This window comes from Caproiciproducens galactitolivorans, from assembly GCF_004768785.1.
GTDB classification, from domain to species: Bacteria; Bacillota; Clostridia; order Oscillospirales; family Acutalibacteraceae; genus Caproiciproducens; species Caproiciproducens galactitolivorans.
In genome coordinates, this window is the sequence record NZ_SRMQ01000005.1 from 21116 (window position 1) to 36825 (window position 15710).

17 protein-coding genes are annotated in these 15710 nt (G+C 46.8%); 14 read left to right on the plus strand and 3 right to left on the minus strand.

All coding sequences use genetic code 11. The features are described from left to right. The first annotated feature begins 52 nt into the window (after positions 1 to 52). Complete coding sequence (locus CAGA_RS06765) at positions 53 to 874, plus strand: sigma-E processing peptidase SpoIIGA (protein WP_135659134.1); 822 nt, start codon at positions 53 to 55, stop codon at positions 872 to 874. Between the two features lie 55 nt (positions 875 to 929). Beyond that, positions 930 to 1658: an RNA polymerase sporulation sigma factor SigE gene (gene sigE / locus CAGA_RS06770; protein WP_207669560.1), complete on the plus strand. Its 729-nt coding sequence runs from the start codon at positions 930 to 932 to the stop codon at positions 1656 to 1658. Here the strand turns inward: sigE and CAGA_RS06775 are convergent. Both CAGA_RS06775 and CAGA_RS06780 read right to left on the minus strand, forming a co-directional pair. Further along, complete coding sequence (locus CAGA_RS06775) at positions 1651 to 2151, minus strand: DNA-deoxyinosine glycosylase (protein WP_135659136.1); 501 nt, start codon at positions 2149 to 2151, stop codon at positions 1651 to 1653. The genes sigE and CAGA_RS06775 overlap by 8 nt on opposite strands. Beyond that, positions 2138 to 3448, minus strand: a complete 1311-nt coding sequence (locus tag CAGA_RS06780; protein WP_135659138.1) for a CCA tRNA nucleotidyltransferase — start codon at positions 3446 to 3448, stop codon at positions 2138 to 2140. The genes CAGA_RS06775 and CAGA_RS06780 overlap by 14 nt, the downstream gene beginning before the upstream one ends. A gap of 174 nt (positions 3449 to 3622) precedes the next feature. Here CAGA_RS06780 and sigG point away from each other — a divergent pair, with 174 nt between their 5' ends. Together sigG and CAGA_RS06790 are read left to right on the plus strand one after the other, a co-directional pair. Beyond that, positions 3623 to 4393, plus strand: coding sequence for an RNA polymerase sporulation sigma factor SigG (sigG, locus tag CAGA_RS06785; RefSeq protein ID WP_135659140.1), 771 nt, complete (start codon positions 3623 to 3625; stop codon positions 4391 to 4393). A 74-nt stretch (positions 4394 to 4467) separates the two neighbouring features. Then, a complete protein-coding gene (locus CAGA_RS06790) occupies positions 4468 to 6531 on the plus strand; it encodes an ArnT family glycosyltransferase (protein WP_135659142.1) in 2064 nt (687 codons plus the stop codon). Positions 6532 to 6582: 51 nt separating this feature from the next. Here the strand turns inward: CAGA_RS06790 and CAGA_RS06795 are convergent, their stop codons facing one another. Further along, complete coding sequence (locus CAGA_RS06795) at positions 6583 to 7113, minus strand: inorganic diphosphatase (RefSeq protein ID WP_135659144.1); 531 nt, start codon at positions 7111 to 7113, stop codon at positions 6583 to 6585. A gap of 120 nt (positions 7114 to 7233) precedes the next feature. On the opposite strand from CAGA_RS06795, the gene CAGA_RS06800 reads away from it, so the two are divergent. The 10 genes from CAGA_RS06800 (at position 7234) to ispG (ending at position 15710) form a co-directional block, all read left to right on the plus strand. Next, the gene (locus CAGA_RS06800) at positions 7234 to 7527 is read left to right on the plus strand and encodes a YlmC/YmxH family sporulation protein (RefSeq protein WP_243112971.1); all 294 of its coding nucleotides are present in this window, start codon (positions 7234 to 7236) and stop codon (positions 7525 to 7527) included. A gap of 138 nt (positions 7528 to 7665) precedes the next feature. Further along, on the plus strand, positions 7666 to 8412 hold the full coding sequence (rpsB, locus tag CAGA_RS06805) for a 30S ribosomal protein S2 (RefSeq protein ID WP_135659146.1): 747 nt from the start codon (positions 7666 to 7668) through the stop codon (positions 8410 to 8412). A 35-nt stretch (positions 8413 to 8447) separates the two neighbouring features. After that, positions 8448 to 9362 (plus strand): translation elongation factor Ts, encoded by a 915-nt coding sequence (gene tsf, locus CAGA_RS06810; RefSeq protein ID WP_135659148.1) that lies wholly within the window; start codon positions 8448 to 8450, stop codon positions 9360 to 9362. A gap of 188 nt (positions 9363 to 9550) precedes the next feature. Continuing rightward, a complete protein-coding gene (gene pyrH, locus CAGA_RS06815) occupies positions 9551 to 10267 on the plus strand; it encodes a UMP kinase (RefSeq protein WP_135659150.1) in 717 nt (238 codons plus the stop codon). Then, entirely contained in the window at positions 10264 to 10818 is a 555-nt protein-coding gene (gene frr / locus CAGA_RS06820) for a ribosome recycling factor (RefSeq protein WP_135659152.1), read from the plus strand. The genes pyrH and frr overlap by 4 nt, the downstream gene beginning before the upstream one ends. An 11-nt stretch (positions 10819 to 10829) precedes the next feature. After that, positions 10830 to 11537: an isoprenyl transferase gene (locus CAGA_RS06825; protein WP_135659154.1), complete on the plus strand. Its 708-nt coding sequence runs from the start codon at positions 10830 to 10832 to the stop codon at positions 11535 to 11537. After that, positions 11538 to 12386, plus strand: a complete 849-nt coding sequence (locus tag CAGA_RS06830) for a phosphatidate cytidylyltransferase (protein ID WP_135659156.1) — start codon at positions 11538 to 11540, stop codon at positions 12384 to 12386. A 43-nt stretch (positions 12387 to 12429) separates the two neighbouring features. Beyond that, positions 12430 to 13584 (plus strand): 1-deoxy-D-xylulose-5-phosphate reductoisomerase, encoded by a 1155-nt coding sequence (locus CAGA_RS06835; protein WP_135659158.1) that lies wholly within the window; start codon positions 12430 to 12432, stop codon positions 13582 to 13584. 45 nt (positions 13585 to 13629) lie between these two features. Continuing rightward, positions 13630 to 14667, plus strand: a complete 1038-nt coding sequence (locus tag CAGA_RS06840) for a M50 family metallopeptidase (RefSeq protein ID WP_243112972.1) — start codon at positions 13630 to 13632, stop codon at positions 14665 to 14667. Next, positions 14667 to 15710, plus strand: coding sequence for a flavodoxin-dependent (E)-4-hydroxy-3-methylbut-2-enyl-diphosphate synthase (gene ispG / locus CAGA_RS06845; protein WP_135659162.1), 1044 nt, complete (start codon positions 14667 to 14669; stop codon positions 15708 to 15710). The genes CAGA_RS06840 and ispG overlap by 1 nt, the downstream gene beginning before the upstream one ends.

Below are 15710 nucleotides of genomic sequence, written 5' to 3' on the forward strand. Positions count from 1 at the left end.
AATGTTTGACCTTATACCGCTATAATAACTTTATCGCAGGGAGGGATCCTCTTTGAAGCAGAAGATTTACATAGATATTCTGGTCGGCGTAAATCTTTTTATCAATTATTTTTTATTGCTTGCTGTTTCAAAGCTTCTGTCGCTTCCGGTAAAACGTTCGCGCCTTCTCCTTGCCGCTTCTTTGGGCGCTGTTGGTTCCCTTTCGATTTTACTGCCGGAAATTCCGATGTTTTTTTCATTTTTATTAAAGATGGCAATGTCGGCGCTCATTATTCTGGCGGCGTATCCGCTTGCCGGGCTGAAATCCTTTCTGCGTGAACTCGCTGCGTTTTACGTCATCAGCTTTTCCTTTGCGGGATTCATGATTGCATTGTGGTATTTTTTCGCCCCTCAGGGGCTAATTATAAAAAATTCGGTTGTCTACTTCAATATTTCACCGCTGTTTCTAGTGGGGATGACCGTTATCTGTTATTTCATCATCCGGCTCATTCATCGCATAACCGGGCGGCAGGCCCCGGAAGACCTGTTCTGCACCATTCAAATCGATATGAATGGCAGGACCGTTTCCTGTTCAGCGAAGGTGGATACCGGGAATACGCTGAAAGAGCCGTTTTCAAATGCCCCGGTTGCTGTGGTGTGTGAAGACTGCATAACAGAAATCATACCAAAGGAGAATAAAAAAATCCGTTTGGTTCCTTATCAGTCCGTTTCCGGCACCGGGCTTCTTCCCGCGTTTAAGCCGGATAAACTGACCGTATGTATCGGAAGCCGGAAAACGGAAATTCACGAAGTGTACATAGCGGTTACAAAATCCAAGCTGGGAGCATTCAGCGCGCTTCTGAACCCGGATCTGTGTCAAAAAACGTCTGCCTAAATTTGGCCGTAGGCGGACGATTTATCCGCCGCGGCGGCAGCGGCAAAAGGGACAGATGAAAATGGGAATGAATAATTTGATACGGGAATTGGGAAATAAGCTGTCACAAATATGGCTTCGGCTGGGTCTGAACGGGCATATTCACTATATCAACGGGCCCGAAACGCTTCCTCCGCCGCTGACCAAGAAAGAAGAGGAGAAGGTGATGCAGAATATTCTGAATAATATTCCGAATGCGCGGGAACCGCTCATCACCCATAATCTCAGGCTGGTTGTTTATATCGCAAAAAAATTCGAATCAAGTAGCGCCGGAGTCGAAGATTTGATTTCCATCGGGACCATCGGCCTGATTAAGGCCGTAAACACTTTTTGCCCTGAACGGAACATCAAGCTTGCTACATACGCTTCCCGCTGTATTGAAAACGAAATTCTGATGTACCTGCGCAAAAGTTCCCAGCTTAAAAACGAGGTGTCGATCGATGACCCGCTAAATGTCGACTGGGATGGGAACGAGCTTTTGCTTTCCGATATTTTAGGTAGTGAGCAGGATACGGTCAATCGCAATATTGAGCAGGAGGTGGAACGGGATCTGCTGCTGGATGCAGTCGCACATCTTGCTCCGCGTGAGCGGGAGATTATGCAGCTTCGCTTTGGTTTAAATAATACCAAGGAGCATACGCAGAAGGAAGTCGCCGATACCCTTGGAATTTCCCAATCCTACATATCGCGCCTGGAAAAGCGCATCATTGAACGGCTGAAGAAGGATTTGGAGCGGGTCAGTTAGCTTTTAAATAGGGGAGGATTATGCTGTAGGCCTCTTTTAAGCGTTCATAATTGTAATACCGGCAGTTGGCCGGACTTGTAGAAGGCAGGGGGATAGAAGGAATTCCGGTGTTTTTCTCGCAGAAGCGATGGTACAAGGAAGCTGCTTTTGCGCCAGTTGTAAATACGGTGCTTATTCCGTTTTTTCTCAGGAAATCGCCAATGTCGTTCGGTACAGGGTTCTGTATGCTGTTGTCGTCCGCGCCGGTAATGGTACAGCTTTTCAGAACGTCCCAAAGCGCAATATGGTTCCGAAGCAGGAAATCGGTTTTTTCCTCATTTGTTACCGGAAGTTCCTGGGACAGCAGGTCGGAAACTACGCGCCAGAAACGGTTTTGTGGATGGGAGTAATAAAAACCCGCCTCGCGGGATTTGGGCGACGGCATGGTGCCCAAAATCAAAACGCGGGAATCTACGTCGTAAATCGGCGGTAAAGTATGTTCAACCGTTTCCATTGCAGATTCCTTCCTTTTGTTGAATCATATATTTTATCAACTCCGAATTTTGGTTCGGGCATTTTCCGTCCATTACGGCGTTCAGAAGAAAAGAAAGCGTTTTGCCGATCTCGGCGCCCTTGGGAATGCCCAGCTTCATCAAATCCACACCGTTGACGGCAAGCCCCTTTATGGAATAGCAAAGGCCGGATTTCAGAATGTCGTCCAGAATTTTTTCCGTTTCCGCCAATTTTTCCAGCGCTTTGCTATCAACCGGGAGCCGTGCTTTCGCATCCGCCTCTTTTACTTTTAGCAGCAGCCGGAAATGATCGGCTCCAAGTTGGTTCAAATACCTTAAAATCTGTTTTTGTTCAGAAGGCAGCGGAAGATTCCGCTGCTTTACCAGCTCCGATACAGTACGGACAGTCCCTCCGTCGTATCGGAGTCTTTTTAGCGCCTGTTCTACCATTTCGGCACCCTTCAAATCGGGATATTCATGCTCTGTTTTGCTGATCTCATGAAGAAGCATTGTCAGGCGCAGTATGGGCGCTGCTTCCACGGCGCTGATGGCTTTCAGAGTGTGCTCCCAAATATTCTGGCCACAGCTGTTGTGCAATGTGGGCAAGGGTTCAATTTCGGGGAGAAACTGTTCGATGGCTATGCGAAAATCCCTTAGAATTCCTTCGGCTCCGCAGCCACAAATGAGCTTGGTGAATTCCGTATGGATCCGTTCGGCCGAAATCAGGCGGAGACGACCGCGATTTCTTCGGATGCTTTCCGATGTTTCTCTTTCAATTTCAAAACCTAGGACGGAAGAAAAACGCAGCGCGCGTAAAATCCGCAGACCGTCCTCCTGAAATCGAAGGTCTGGATTGCCTACGCAGCAGATTCGCCGGTGCCGTATATCTTCCAGCCCTTTGAAACAGTCGACCAGTCCGTTTGCGGGATTATAAGCCAACGCGTTCATGGTAAAATCCCTGCGCGCCAAATCCTCTTTCAGATTCCGCGTAAAGCGGATACTGTTAGGGTGGCGGCTGTCGGTATATTCGCCATCTATCCGATAGGCGGTAACCTCAATTGGCATATGGTCAATTTGCACGGTTAAGGTTCCGTGCTTTATTCCGGTTTCAATACATTTATAATTTGTAAAAGCCTTCTTTATTTCCTCCGGCCTTGCGGAAGTCGTAACATCCCAGTCAAAAGGCTTCTTGCCCATTATGGTGTCGCGCACGCAGCCACCGACTATGTAGGCCTCAAAGCCGGCGCGCACCAATATTTCGATTGCTTTTTCAACCTGTGGCGGTAATTGTATCTTCATTTCTCCGCCCTTCTTACACTATAAAATAATTGCGAAAATTCATTATAAATAGTATATACTGGGAATACGGGGAAAAGCAAATAGGTGTCCGAATATTTTTAATTTTTCCTTCGCATGAATCACCCTACCCATGGTAATAATGATAGTAAGTTTTACATGGAATGAGGGGACGGCATGCAGTACAACAAAGTTGAAATCTGCGGGGTAAACACCTCTAAGCTCAAGGTTCTTACCGAAAAGGAAAAGATGGAGCTGCTACGCCGTGTAAAAGAAGGCGATACAAAAGCGCGCGAGGACTTAATCAACGGAAACCTGCGCCTTGTGTTAAGCGTAATTCAGCGTTTTACGAACAGAGGGGAAAACCTGGATGACCTTTTCCAGGTTGGCTGCATCGGCCTGATTAAAGCGATCGACCATTTTGATATCAGCCAGGGCGTCCGTTTCAGCACATATGGCGTTCCCATGATCATCGGTGAAATCCGGCGTTATCTGCGGGATAATAATTCCATTCGTGTCAGCCGCTCTTTGCGCGATACGGCCTATAAGGCCATGCAGGCGAAGGAAAGGATGACGGCACAGAACAACCGGGAGCCGACCATTGAAGAAATTGCAAAGGAACTGGACTTGCCCCGGGAGGATGTCGTTTTGGCGCTTGAATCCATTGCCGAACCGGTTTCCCTTTACGAGCCGGTTTTCTCGGACGGCGGCGATACAATTTACGTAATGGATCAGGTGGGGGATAATAATGATGATTCCAACTGGCTTGATGAAATCGCGCTCAAGGAAGCCATCCGGGATTTGAACAGCAGGGAAAAGCGTATTCTGTCCATGCGCTTTTTTCAGGGGAAAACGCAAATGGAGGTTGCTTCGGAAATCGGTATCAGCCAAGCGCAGGTTTCCCGGCTTGAAAAAGCCGCTTTGGACAAAATTAAAAAAGACATATAATGGTCATTTTTTTATCACTTTGTTATCACAATGAATCATTATAATCGCTGTATTAGATTTTAGGAGGCTTGTCTATGCAGCGATTTTTTGTTTTTGTTCGGAAAAACAAATATTTCATTGCGCTGTTTTTAATTTCAGTGCTCTCTTTCGGCTTGAATTTTTATGCCATATCCAATAATGGAACCGGAAACGAATATTACGCGGCCTGCGTTAAAAGTATGACGCAGAGCCTTAAAAATTTCTTTTTCGTATCATTTGACCCGGCCGGAATGGTATCGGTTGACAAGCCCCCGCTCGGTTTGTGGGTTCAGGCAATTTTTGTACTTATTTTCGGCTACCACGGTTGGGCGATGATGCTTCCGCAGGCTTTAGCGGGAACTGCGTCCTGCATTCTAATCTATATTTTGACCGCCAAGTATTTCGGAAAACCCGCGGGACTGATTTCCTCCCTTTTCTTTGCTTTCACTCCGGCTGTGGTGGTTGTGGCGCGGAATAATACGATGGATATGCAGCTTGTCTTCGTCCTGCTTGTATCCGTATGGTTTTTATTCCGTTCGATTGAAAAAGGGAAATGGCGGTATCTTTTTGCAACGGCTGTCTTTATCGGGCTTGGCTTTAATATTAAAATGTTACAGGCGTACATGATTCTGCCCGCAATTGCGCTTACCTATCTGATTTATGCGAAAGAAAAACTCGGCAGGCGGTTCCTTGCGGGCATCCTCAGCATGGTCATTCTGCTTGGCGTGTCTTTTGCGTGGGTTTTGGTTGTCGAATTCTATCCCTCCGAAAACCGTCCCTATGTGGACAGCACCAGCAACAATTCCATGCTTGAACTGGTAATAGGACACAATGGAACAGAACGGATGTTTGGGCAAGGCATGGGCGGCGGAAAAGGAATAGGGAATGTCGGTACACCGCCTTCCGGGGATGGAACCAACGCACCCAAAATTCCGGACGGAAGTAATACACCCGGAGATAATATGCCGGGAAAACCGGACGGGAATGGTATGCCGGACAGTCAGGACGGTAACGGTACAGATGGATTTGCGAAAAGGAACCGGGACGATGGGCGCCGTGCGGATAACCCGAATGGCGGCGTGATCGGAGGCGGCGGTTCGGAAATTGGAAACGCCTCGCCACTACGGCTCTGGTCGTCGAATCTGTACGGCCAGGGTTCCTGGTTCCTGCTCTTTGCGCTTTGCAGTATTCCTTTGTGCCTGCGAAAGAAAAGGAGTATGCAGCAGGGAGCGTTGGTTTTCTGGACGCTCTGGCTTGTTGTCATGGCTGTTTTCTTTAGCTTTGCCGGGTTCTATCACCGCTATTACCTGTGTATGCTTGCACCGGCGATTGCGGTATTATGCGGAATCGGCATTTTTGAAATGTATAAGGGCTTTAAAGAGCGCAAGGAAAAGAAATCGGACTATTTGCGGCCGGTACTGCTCCTGATCGCTTTCCTTGCCAATATCGGGCTGCAAATCGTATGCGTATTCTGGTATTCGGAGCTGGTAGCGTGGATGCTCCCCGTTATTGCAGGTGCAGCCGGGATCGGAATTCTTCTTCTAGTGGTGTTCTGCGTTAAGACGAAACAGGGGGTTCTCCTGCTTGCAGCCACGCTGCTTGTGCTTTCGTCCCTCGTTGCCCCGGCTTACTGGGCGCTGACCCCCGTAATGGGTTCTCCGAATGCCACCATGCCTTATGCCGGGCCGGAGCTGATCCAAAGCGGGAAGGTCGGCCGGGGAGGCGCGTTCGGTACGCAGAAGGAGCCCCAAAACGCAGTATCCGGTCTGGAGCAGTACCTGCTCAAAAATTATAAGGCAGGGAGTTTTCTTATTACGGCCCAGCGTTCTGCAACCGTTGCGCAGTACATAATCGATACGGGGCTTCCCTGCTATGCCTATGGCGGATTTTTAGGAACGGATAATTCCTTAACGCAGGAGAAACTGAAAAACCTTGTGTCAGAAGGAAAGATCACGTATTTCCTCCTATCCGGAGAGGGCAGGCAAAATGATGAGATTGCTTCCTATGTAAAGGAAAATGCGGTCAAAATTGACGCGAGCGAATACAACTCCGGTGGCAACTCCGGAAAGACAGGCGCGATGGGCCAAATGGGCGGGACGTTATATTTATTTAAGTCCTAAAGATAGAATAAAGCCGCTGTGATATATGACAGCGGCTTTTGAAATCTATCGCTATTTACAAAACTTATTTAGATAATTGTCAATGCAAGTCTGAATAATCTCCTTTGCATCCTCTGATCCTTTCATCTCGTCAATCGCGGTGACTTTTCCTTCCAACTGTTTGTAAACGGAGAAAAAGTGTGTCATTTCATCAAATATATGTTTCGGAAGTTCGTTAATATCGTGATAACTGTTGTAGTTTGGATCATTAAAGGGAATGGCGATGATTTTTTCATCCTTCATCCCATTGTCCGTCATAATGATTACGCCGATCGCATAACACCGAACTAGTGACAAAGACTGGATATCCTCAGAGGAGAGGATCAAAACGTCTAGCGGATCCTTATCGCTTGCGTAGGTACGCGGTATAAAGCCGTAGTTAGCAGGATAGTGGGTGGATGTGTAAAGAACTCGATCCATTAGGAGCAAACCGGTTTCTTTGTCCAGTTCGTATTTGATTTTGCAGCCTTTTGGAATTTCAATTACAGCGCAAAAATCATCAGCGTGAATTCTTTTGGGTGAAATGTTATGCCAGATATTCATGATTAGCTTTTTACCCCCTGATTTTATTAATTTTACTCTATTCTACCATTTCTGATAGGGTTAATCAATTAATTAATTATATAACAAAGTCGGGCATATAACTGTAGTGGAGGTGGGAGCGTGAATTGCAGACTGATTGATATGCGCCACAAAGAAGTCATTAATATAAAGGATGGAACGCGGATAGGATGTGTTTGTGATGTGGAAATAGATACGGCGGACGCGCGCGTGGTTGCAATTGTAATTTACGGCCGCCTGCGCTGCTTCGGCCTTTTGGGAAGGGAGGACGATATTATTATTAAATGGCAGGATATACAGGTTATTGGTGACGATACTATATTAGTGTGCTATAATAATTGTTGTCATGCGAGAAAACGATCGCGCGGATTCGGTGGATTCTTTGGAAATAATTAAAAAACTTGAAATTCTTTCCCGTTTATGGTATAATAGTCGGCACGATAAAAAACTCACGCTTTACTATGACGATTTGGTGCCCTTAGGGGTGTTGCGTCTGATCAAGTAGAGCGGCGGAAAAACCAAGGAGGAAAAATTATGTCAGTCGTATCAATGAAACAACTTTTGGAAGCAGGCGTCCACTTCGGTCACCAGACCAGAAGGTGGAACCCGAAAATGGCTCCGTATATTTTTACAGAGCGCAACGGCATTTACATTATTGATCTTCAGAAAACCGTTAAGAAGCTGGAAGAAGCCTATAATTTTGTACGCGACCTTTCGATGGAAGGCAAATCCGTACTGTTTGTAGGTACGAAAAAGCAGGCGCAGGATTCCGTAAAAGAGGAAGCGGAACGTGCAGGTGCTTATTATGTTAACGCTCGTTGGCTCGGCGGTATGTTAACAAACTTCCGTACCATCCGCCGCAGAATCGACCGTTTGAACCAGCTGAAAGCAATGGAAGAAGACGGAACCTTTGATCTTCTCCCGAAGAAGGAAGTTATTAAGCTTCGCTTGGAAATTGATAAACTCGAGAAGTTCCTGGGCGGCATAAAAGAAATGAAACAACTTCCCGGCGCGCTCTTCATTGTTGACCCGCGCAAAGAGAGAATTGCCGTAGCTGAAGCAAAGAAGCTTGGCATCCCGATTGTCGCAATTGTGGATACCAACTGCGATCCGGATGAAATCGACTATGTTATTCCCGGCAACGATGACGCAATTCGTGCCGTTAAATTGATTTCCGCGACAATGGCGAATGCGGTTGTTGAAGGCAAAGAAGGCCAGATGGGCGCCGCTGCGGCAGAAGAAGAAAAAGAAGACGAAGCAGTAGAAGAAGCAGCGGAATAATTACTTTAGAATATACAAGAGCGGAGGAAATATTCATGGCTTTTACAGCAAAAGACGTTGCAGCACTTCGCGAGAAGACCGGCTGCGGAATGATGGATTGTAAAAAAGCGCTTGCAGCTTCTGATGGAAACATGGACGCTGCAATCGATTATCTTAGAGAAAAGGGTCTTGCGGCCGCAACGAAGAAAGCCGGTCGTGTTGCCGCTGAAGGCGTGGCTTATGCAGCCGTAAACGAAGAAGGCAATGTCGGCGTTGATATTGAAGTGAACGCAGAGACCGACTTCGTTGCCAAGAACGCAGAATTCCAGAATTTTGTAAAGATTTGCGCCGATACCGTTATTGAGCAGAATCCTGCCGATCTCGACGCGCTCCTCCAGTGCAAAGCGAAGGGTATGGATCAAACCGTCGATGCTTTGCTGAAGGATAAAATCCTTACAATCGGTGAAAATATTAAGATTCGCCGCTTTAAACGTATGGAAGGCGTGGTTTCCGCTTATATCCATGCCAATGGCAAAATCGGCGTTCTGGTAAAGTTTGACACCACTCCGGACATTGCCGCAAAAGAAGAATTCAAAGAGTATGCCAAAAATATTGCAATGCAGGTTGCGGCAATTAATCCTCAGTATCTGAATCAACAAGCCGTACCGGCTGAAGTGGTTGAGCACGAGAAAGCAATTTTGAAGGAGCAGATTGTCAACGACGGCAAACCGGCCGCAATTGCTGAAAAAATTGTTAACGGCAGACTTGGCAAGTTCTTCAAGGAAGTTTGCCTTGTGGATCAGACTTATGTCAAAGACGGGAACCTTTCCGTTCAGCAGTATACGGATGCAACTGCAAAAGAGCTGGGCGGTAAAATTGCGATCGTCGATTATGTGCGCTTTGAAAAAGGCGAGGGTATTGAAAAGCGTGAAGATAATTTTGCTGAGGAAATTGCCAGCATGGTTAAATAAAAATCGCTTTTATAAATGGCGCAGGGATACATCCTGCGCTGTTTTTTTGCCCTCGTCGGTTATCCTGCCGGGCGAAATGTTTCGAAATTATAAAACTTGACAATAATAACTATATTTAGTTATGAAAGCCTTTACTTTATACAATGCTTATTGTAGAATAATATAAAAAGATAATAGGGGTGTTCTGTTTGAAACCTAAATATAAAAGAGTGCTCTTGAAGCTGAGCGGCGAATCCCTCGCCGGAAATGAAACGCACGGGATTGATTTTGATACGGTTTTAAAGATCTGTGAACCGATCAAGAAATGTGCGGATATGGGCGTTCAAATCGCGATTGTAGTTGGCGGAGGCAATTTCTGGCGCGGCCGCAGCAGCGGAAAGATGGACAGAACACGCGCGGACCATATGGGTATGCTCGCAACTACGATCAATGCGCTTGGCGTTGCCGACGCATTGGAGCAGCTTGGGATGCAGGTTCGCGTTCAGACCGCGATTGCTATGCAGCAGATTGCGGAACCGTATATCCGCAACCGTGCCGTCCGTCACCTTGAAAAGGGAAGAGTGGTTGTATTTGGATGCGGTACGGGAAACCCGTTCTTTTCGACGGACACGGCGGCGGCGCTTCGGGCCGCTGAGATTGACGCCGACATAATTATGAAAGCGACCATGGTGGATGGCGTTTATGACTGTGATCCTAAGAAAAATCCAAATGCCGTGAAATATGATTCGTTATCCTTTATGGAAGTACTGAATAAGAACCTTCAGGTAATGGATAGCACGGCTGCTTCATTATGCAAAGATAACAACATTCCGATTCTGGTATTCAGCATCAACGAGCCTGAAAATATCGTAAAGGCAGTATGCGGAGAACCGATCGGCACAATTGTAGAGGAGGATTCGTTATGAAAGAAGTATTGGCAAATGCAGAGGAACGCATGAAGAAATGTGTTAACACGTTATCGGATGAATTTGCATCAATCCGGGCTGGAAGGGCGAACCCGGCAGTTCTGGATAAAATCAAAGTCGATTATTACGGCACTCCGACTGCAATTAACCAGCTTGCCGCGGTATCTGTGAGCGAAGCAAGAATTTTAACAATCCAGCCTTGGGATGTTTCTGTTTGCCAAGCAATTGAAAAAGCGATTCAAACTTCGGATATCGGCATCAATCCGCAGTGTGACGGTAAGATTATTCGAATTACCTTCCCTCCGCTTACTGAGGAAAGACGCCGTGATTTGGTTAAGGATATCAGTAAAATGGCAGAGGAGCGAAAAATTACCATCCGGAATATCCGCCGCGACGCGTTGGAAAAGCTCAAAGGGATGAAGAAAAATTCGGAGCTTACGGAAGACGAATTAAAACAGGCCGAGAAGAAAACGCAGGACTTAACCGATAAATACTGCAAACAGGTCGACAGCGTGTTTGAGAAAAAGCAAAAGGAAATTTTAGAAATATAGGATCATTAAAAATGAAAGAGTATCGTTTGCCGCGCCATGTCGGCATCATTATGGACGGGAACGGTCGCTGGGCCAAAAAACGCGGCTTGCCGCGTTCTGTTGGCCATTCGGCTGGCGCGGCTGTTTTTAAAACAATCACACGATACTGTAGCTCCATCGGGATACAGTACCTGACGATTTACGCTTTTTCAACGGAAAACTGGAAAAGGCCGCAGGAAGAAATTCTTGGTCTGATGAAGTTGTTTAAGCAGTATTTAGAAGAAGCTTTGCGCGACTTTTTAAATGAAAATATAAAAGTGCGCTTTATTGGGGATACTACAGTTTTTTCACCGGAGCTTCAGAAATTATTTGCCGAAACGGAAGCCGTTTCGGCGGATCATACCGGTATGGTGTTAAATATTGCCATGAATTACGGTGGACGCGCGGAAATTGCGCGTGCGATGAAATTGTTAGCGGAAGACGTGAAAAATGGCAAATTATCACCGGAAGAGATTGATGAAAACTCCATAGCCCAAAAACTGTACACAGGCGGGCAGCCGGATCCGGATTTGATTATCCGCCCGAGCGGGGAGAACCGTATTTCGAATTTTTTACTGTGGCAGTCCGCCTATTCCGAATATGTCATTATGGATATTTTGTGGCCGGATTTCAAAACAAAGGATTTGGATCGCGCGCTTAAAGAATATGCAAACCGCGACAGGCGATTTGGAGGGGTTTAATTGAAACAAAGAGTTGCTTCGGGAGTCTCACTTATTATCTTTTTAGCAGCAATCGTGATATTTAACAATACTTGCCCGGCAGCTTTGAATGTTGCAATTTCCCTCATTTCCGTGTTGGCGGTTTACGAAATTATAGCCGCCTTGGGATTATTGAAGAAACATGTTCTGGTTATCCCAAGCCTTCTTTTTTCTGCGGCGGTGCCGTTGTTGCAGCTTGTTGCCGAACCGCATATGCATCTTGGGGTTTTGCAGCAAGGATTTTATTTTCTATATACCGTTGTGATTTTTAGCGCCCTGATCCTCTACCATCAATTTATAACGTTTCGTGAGGTTGGCGTTATCTACAGCATGTCCTTGATGATCCCGACCGCTTTGCAGACGATTATCAGTTTGCGTACGGTTGGCGGAAAACATGGCATGTTCTATGTGATTATTGCGATTTTTTCCGCATGGATTGCAGATACGGGAGCTTATTTTGCGGGGAGCCGCTTTGGAAAGCATAAGCTCTGCCCGAATATCAGCCCGAAAAAAACGGTGGAAGGGGTCATTGGCGGTTTTCTATTAAACATTGTTGCGATGATCGTTTTCGGCTACATTTTTCATGTGGTGTATTATGCTTATAGTGTGAATGTTTCCTATTTATCGCTGTTTTTAATCGGATTTTTCGGGACGATTATGTCCATATTGGGAGACCTCAGTTTTTCGCTGATAAAAAGGAGCTGCCATATTAAGGATTTCGGCGAACTGATTCCGGGCCATGGCGGAATTCTGGACCGCTTCGATAGTGTGATTTTCGAAGCGCCGTTTGTGTATCTGTTCGTTCATTTTATGCCGATTGTTATCCATTAATTTACGGCGGCGATGCAATAAAATTGCAAAATGGTGAATAATAATGAAAAGATGTTTATCGATTCTAGGTTCAACAGGCTCGATCGGCACGCAGACGCTGGATGTTGTTCGGGGGTTGAACCTTCGTGTTTGTGCGCTGGCGGCAAATTCGAATATTGCGCTGCTGGAGGATCAAATTCGTGAATTCAAGCCGGAGCTTGTTGCGGTTTTTGATATAGATGCTGCGAAAAAGCTGAAAATTGCGGTGGCGGATACTTCGGTTCGCGTTGTTGGAGGAATGGAAGGCCTTTGCGAAGCCGCGGCTTTTTCCGGCGCGGATCTGATTGTAAATGCGGTTGTCGGCATGGTGGGTTTAAAGCCGACTCTTGCCGCGATTGCTGCGGGAAAAGACGTCGCTTTGGCAAATAAGGAAACCCTTGTGGCCGGTGGCTCGCTGGTTATGAAAGCAGCGAAAGAAAAGTTTGTCCGGATTTTACCCGTGGACAGCGAACATTCCGCGATTTTTCAATGCCTGCAGGGCTGTCCGGAGAAGAAAGCATTGAAACGCCTACTTCTTACCGCTTCCGGCGGGCCATTTTTTGGAAAGACCAAAGAAGAATTACGGGATGTTACACCCCAGCAGGCTTTGAAACATCCGAACTGGAATATGGGCGCAAAGGTTACGATCGATTCTGCCACTATGATGAACAAAGGACTGGAAATTATAGAAGCGTCCTGGCTGTTCGACATGCCGGCTTCGAAAATTTCCGTTGTTGTGCACCGCGAAAGCATCGTGCATTCTATGATCGAATACGAAGACAATTCTGTGATTGCGCAGCTTGGCCTGCCCGATATGCGCATCCCGATCCAGTATGCCGTTACATGGCCGCAGCGCTTCCCCTCTCCGGTCGGGCAATTGGATTTGACCGATTATGGTAAGTTGACCTTTTATAAACCGGATTTGGAGACCTTTACCTGCCTTGCCGCCTGCCGAAAAGCAATCGAGCGCGGCGGGCTTGCTCCCGCGGTGGCGAACGGGGCAAACGAAGTAGCGGTTAAACTGTTTTTAAATCGCCGGATCTCCTTCCTTCAGATTGGTGAACTGGTCGCTCAGGCGGTGGAAAATCAACCGGATGTCCGGTTGGTTTCTTCCGTTGACGAAATAGAAAATGCAGACACGTATGCCAGAGAATATGTTCTAAAAGCATCTGGCAAATGATGAGGTGATCGTATTATACAGGTATTATTAATCGTTATCGCGGTATTGCTTTTCGGTTTCATTATCTTTATTCACGAATTCGGCCATTTCTTTACAGCAAAACTGTCCGGAATTCGGGTGAATGAGTTTGCAATTGGTATGGGACCAAAGCTATTTCATTTTCAGAAAGAGGAAACGTTGTATTCCCTGCGTGCATTCCCAATCGGCGGCTTTTGCGCTATGGAAGGGGAAGACGGGGAAAGCAACGACGAACATGCGTTTAATAACCGGCCCGTTTGGAAACGGATTTTGGTTGTCGCAATGGGTGCGGTTATGAATATCCTTCTCGGCATTATCCTGATGATGGTTCTTCTGGTGCAGCAGCCTGCTTTTTCCTCTACGACAATTGCAAAGTTTCCGGAGCCTTCCGGCTTTCAAGCTGCGGGGCTGCAGGTTGGTGACAAGTTCGCCAGTATTGACGGTTACAAAATCAATAGTGACCGTGACTTGAGCTTTGCGTTATCCATCATGAACCCGCAAAAAACGGATATCCAGGTCATAAGAAACGGGAAACTGCTGACTTTTGATAATGTCAAGTTAAAAACAAAAGACATTAATGGGAAAAAGGTTCTTGTAGCGGACTTTTATGTCGCTCCCATTCAAAAAAATCCAATTACCCTCCTGCAAAAATCGGTTGAGGATACGGTATCCACCGTTCGAATGGTCTGGTTCAGCCTGGTAGGAATGGTTACCGGAAGATTCGGAATGCAAGATGTTGCGGGGCCAGTCGGTGCGGCAAGCATGATCGGGCAGGCTGCTTCAATCGGTTTGAAGCAAAGCTTTGTCGCAGCCCTGAATAATATCATCATGATGATGATGCTGATTACAGTAAACCTTGGCGTTGTGAATTTACTTCCACTTCCGGCTTTGGATGGCGGCAGGCTCCTTTTTCTGCTTGTGGAAGCAATCCGCCGCAAGCCGCTGAATCCAAAGTACGAAGGCTTGGTCAATACGGCTGGTTTCTGTTTACTGATAGGGTTAATGGTCCTTATTACGTTTAATGATATCGTTCGGCTGGTAACCGGCAAGGGGCTGGGAGCATAATGAAGAAAACTAGAAAAATTTACGTGGGAGGACTGCCGATCGGCGGCGGTTCCCAAATTTCCGTACAGTCAATGCTGAACGTACCTTCCACGGATATAGATGGTAGTGTAAGGCAGGCGGTGAAGCTTGCGGAAGCCGGCTGCGACATCATACGTATCGCATTACCGAATATGGAAGCCATCGCGCTGATTCCGGCAATCAAAAACGTTGTCAAAGTACCGTTGGTTGCTGATATCCATTTCGATTACCGGCTCGCGCTGGAGGCGGTTGCCGCCGGCATTGATAAAATCCGGATTAACCCGGGAAATATTGGCTCGGACGAACATGTGAAAGCAGTTGCCGACGCTTGCAGAAGAAGAAATATACCGATACGCATCGGCGTGAATTCCGGTTCGCTGGAGAAAGAAATCCTTGCGAAATACGGCAGCCCCACGCCCCAGGCATTGGCGGAAAGCGCCTTATATCACGCGTCCCTGCTTGAAAAATTTGATTTTCAGGATATCGTTATTTCAATGAAATCGTCGGATGTGGACACAACGATCAGAGCATACGAAATCGCAGCGGAAAAGTGCGACTATCCGCTGCATCTCGGTGTAACCGAAGCGGGAACGGAACACATGGGGCTGATAAAGTCCGCGATTGGAATCGGTTCGCTTTTGCAGCGCGGAATCGGTGATACCATCCGTGTATCGCTTACAGCCGATCCCGTTAAAGAGGTTGCCGCCGGGTTTGATATTTTAAGAGCTCTGAATTTAAGGCGGGAAGGCATTCAGTTTATATCCTGTCCTACCTGCGGAAGAACTCGTATTAATTTAATTCGACTTGCGGATGAAGTTGAGCGGCGCTTGAAAGGCTGTAAAAAGCCGATTAAGGTTGCTGTTATGGGCTGTGCGGTCAACGGCCCGGGCGAAGCTCGCGAAGCCGACATTGGGATTGCCGGCGGGAACGGGGAAGGCCTGCTCTTCAAAAAGGGACAAATTATCCGAAAGGTTCCGGAAAGGGAATTATTAGACTGCTTAATGCAGGAGATTGAAAAGATGTAG

What these genes read in the sequence shown, in the direction of transcription:
- CAGA_RS06835 (WP_135659158.1), top strand. Translation starts at nt 12,430, where the DNA reads ATGAAAAGATGTTTATCGATTCTAGGTTCAACAGGCTCGATCGGCACG.
- sigE (WP_207669560.1), top strand. Translation starts at nt 930, where the DNA reads ATGAAAATGGGAATGAATAATTTGATACGGGAATTGGGAAATAAGCTG.
- CAGA_RS06795 (WP_135659144.1), bottom strand. Translation starts at nt 7,113, where the DNA reads ATGAATATCTGGCATAACATTTCACCCAAAAGAATTCACGCTGATGAT.
- CAGA_RS06825 (WP_135659154.1), top strand. Translation starts at nt 10,830, where the DNA reads ATGAAAGAGTATCGTTTGCCGCGCCATGTCGGCATCATTATGGACGGG.
- tsf (WP_135659148.1), top strand. Translation starts at nt 8,448, where the DNA reads ATGGCTTTTACAGCAAAAGACGTTGCAGCACTTCGCGAGAAGACCGGC.
- sigG (WP_135659140.1), top strand. Translation starts at nt 3,623, where the DNA reads ATGCAGTACAACAAAGTTGAAATCTGCGGGGTAAACACCTCTAAGCTC.
- ispG (WP_135659162.1), top strand. Translation starts at nt 14,667, where the DNA reads ATGAAGAAAACTAGAAAAATTTACGTGGGAGGACTGCCGATCGGCGGC.
- CAGA_RS06790 (WP_135659142.1), top strand. Translation starts at nt 4,468, where the DNA reads ATGCAGCGATTTTTTGTTTTTGTTCGGAAAAACAAATATTTCATTGCG.
- CAGA_RS06780 (WP_135659138.1), bottom strand. Translation starts at nt 3,448, where the DNA reads ATGAAGATACAATTACCGCCACAGGTTGAAAAAGCAATCGAAATATTG.
- frr (WP_135659152.1), top strand. Translation starts at nt 10,264, where the DNA reads ATGAAAGAAGTATTGGCAAATGCAGAGGAACGCATGAAGAAATGTGTT.
- rpsB (WP_135659146.1), top strand. Translation starts at nt 7,666, where the DNA reads ATGTCAGTCGTATCAATGAAACAACTTTTGGAAGCAGGCGTCCACTTC.
- CAGA_RS06775 (WP_135659136.1), bottom strand. Translation starts at nt 2,151, where the DNA reads ATGGAAACGGTTGAACATACTTTACCGCCGATTTACGACGTAGATTCC.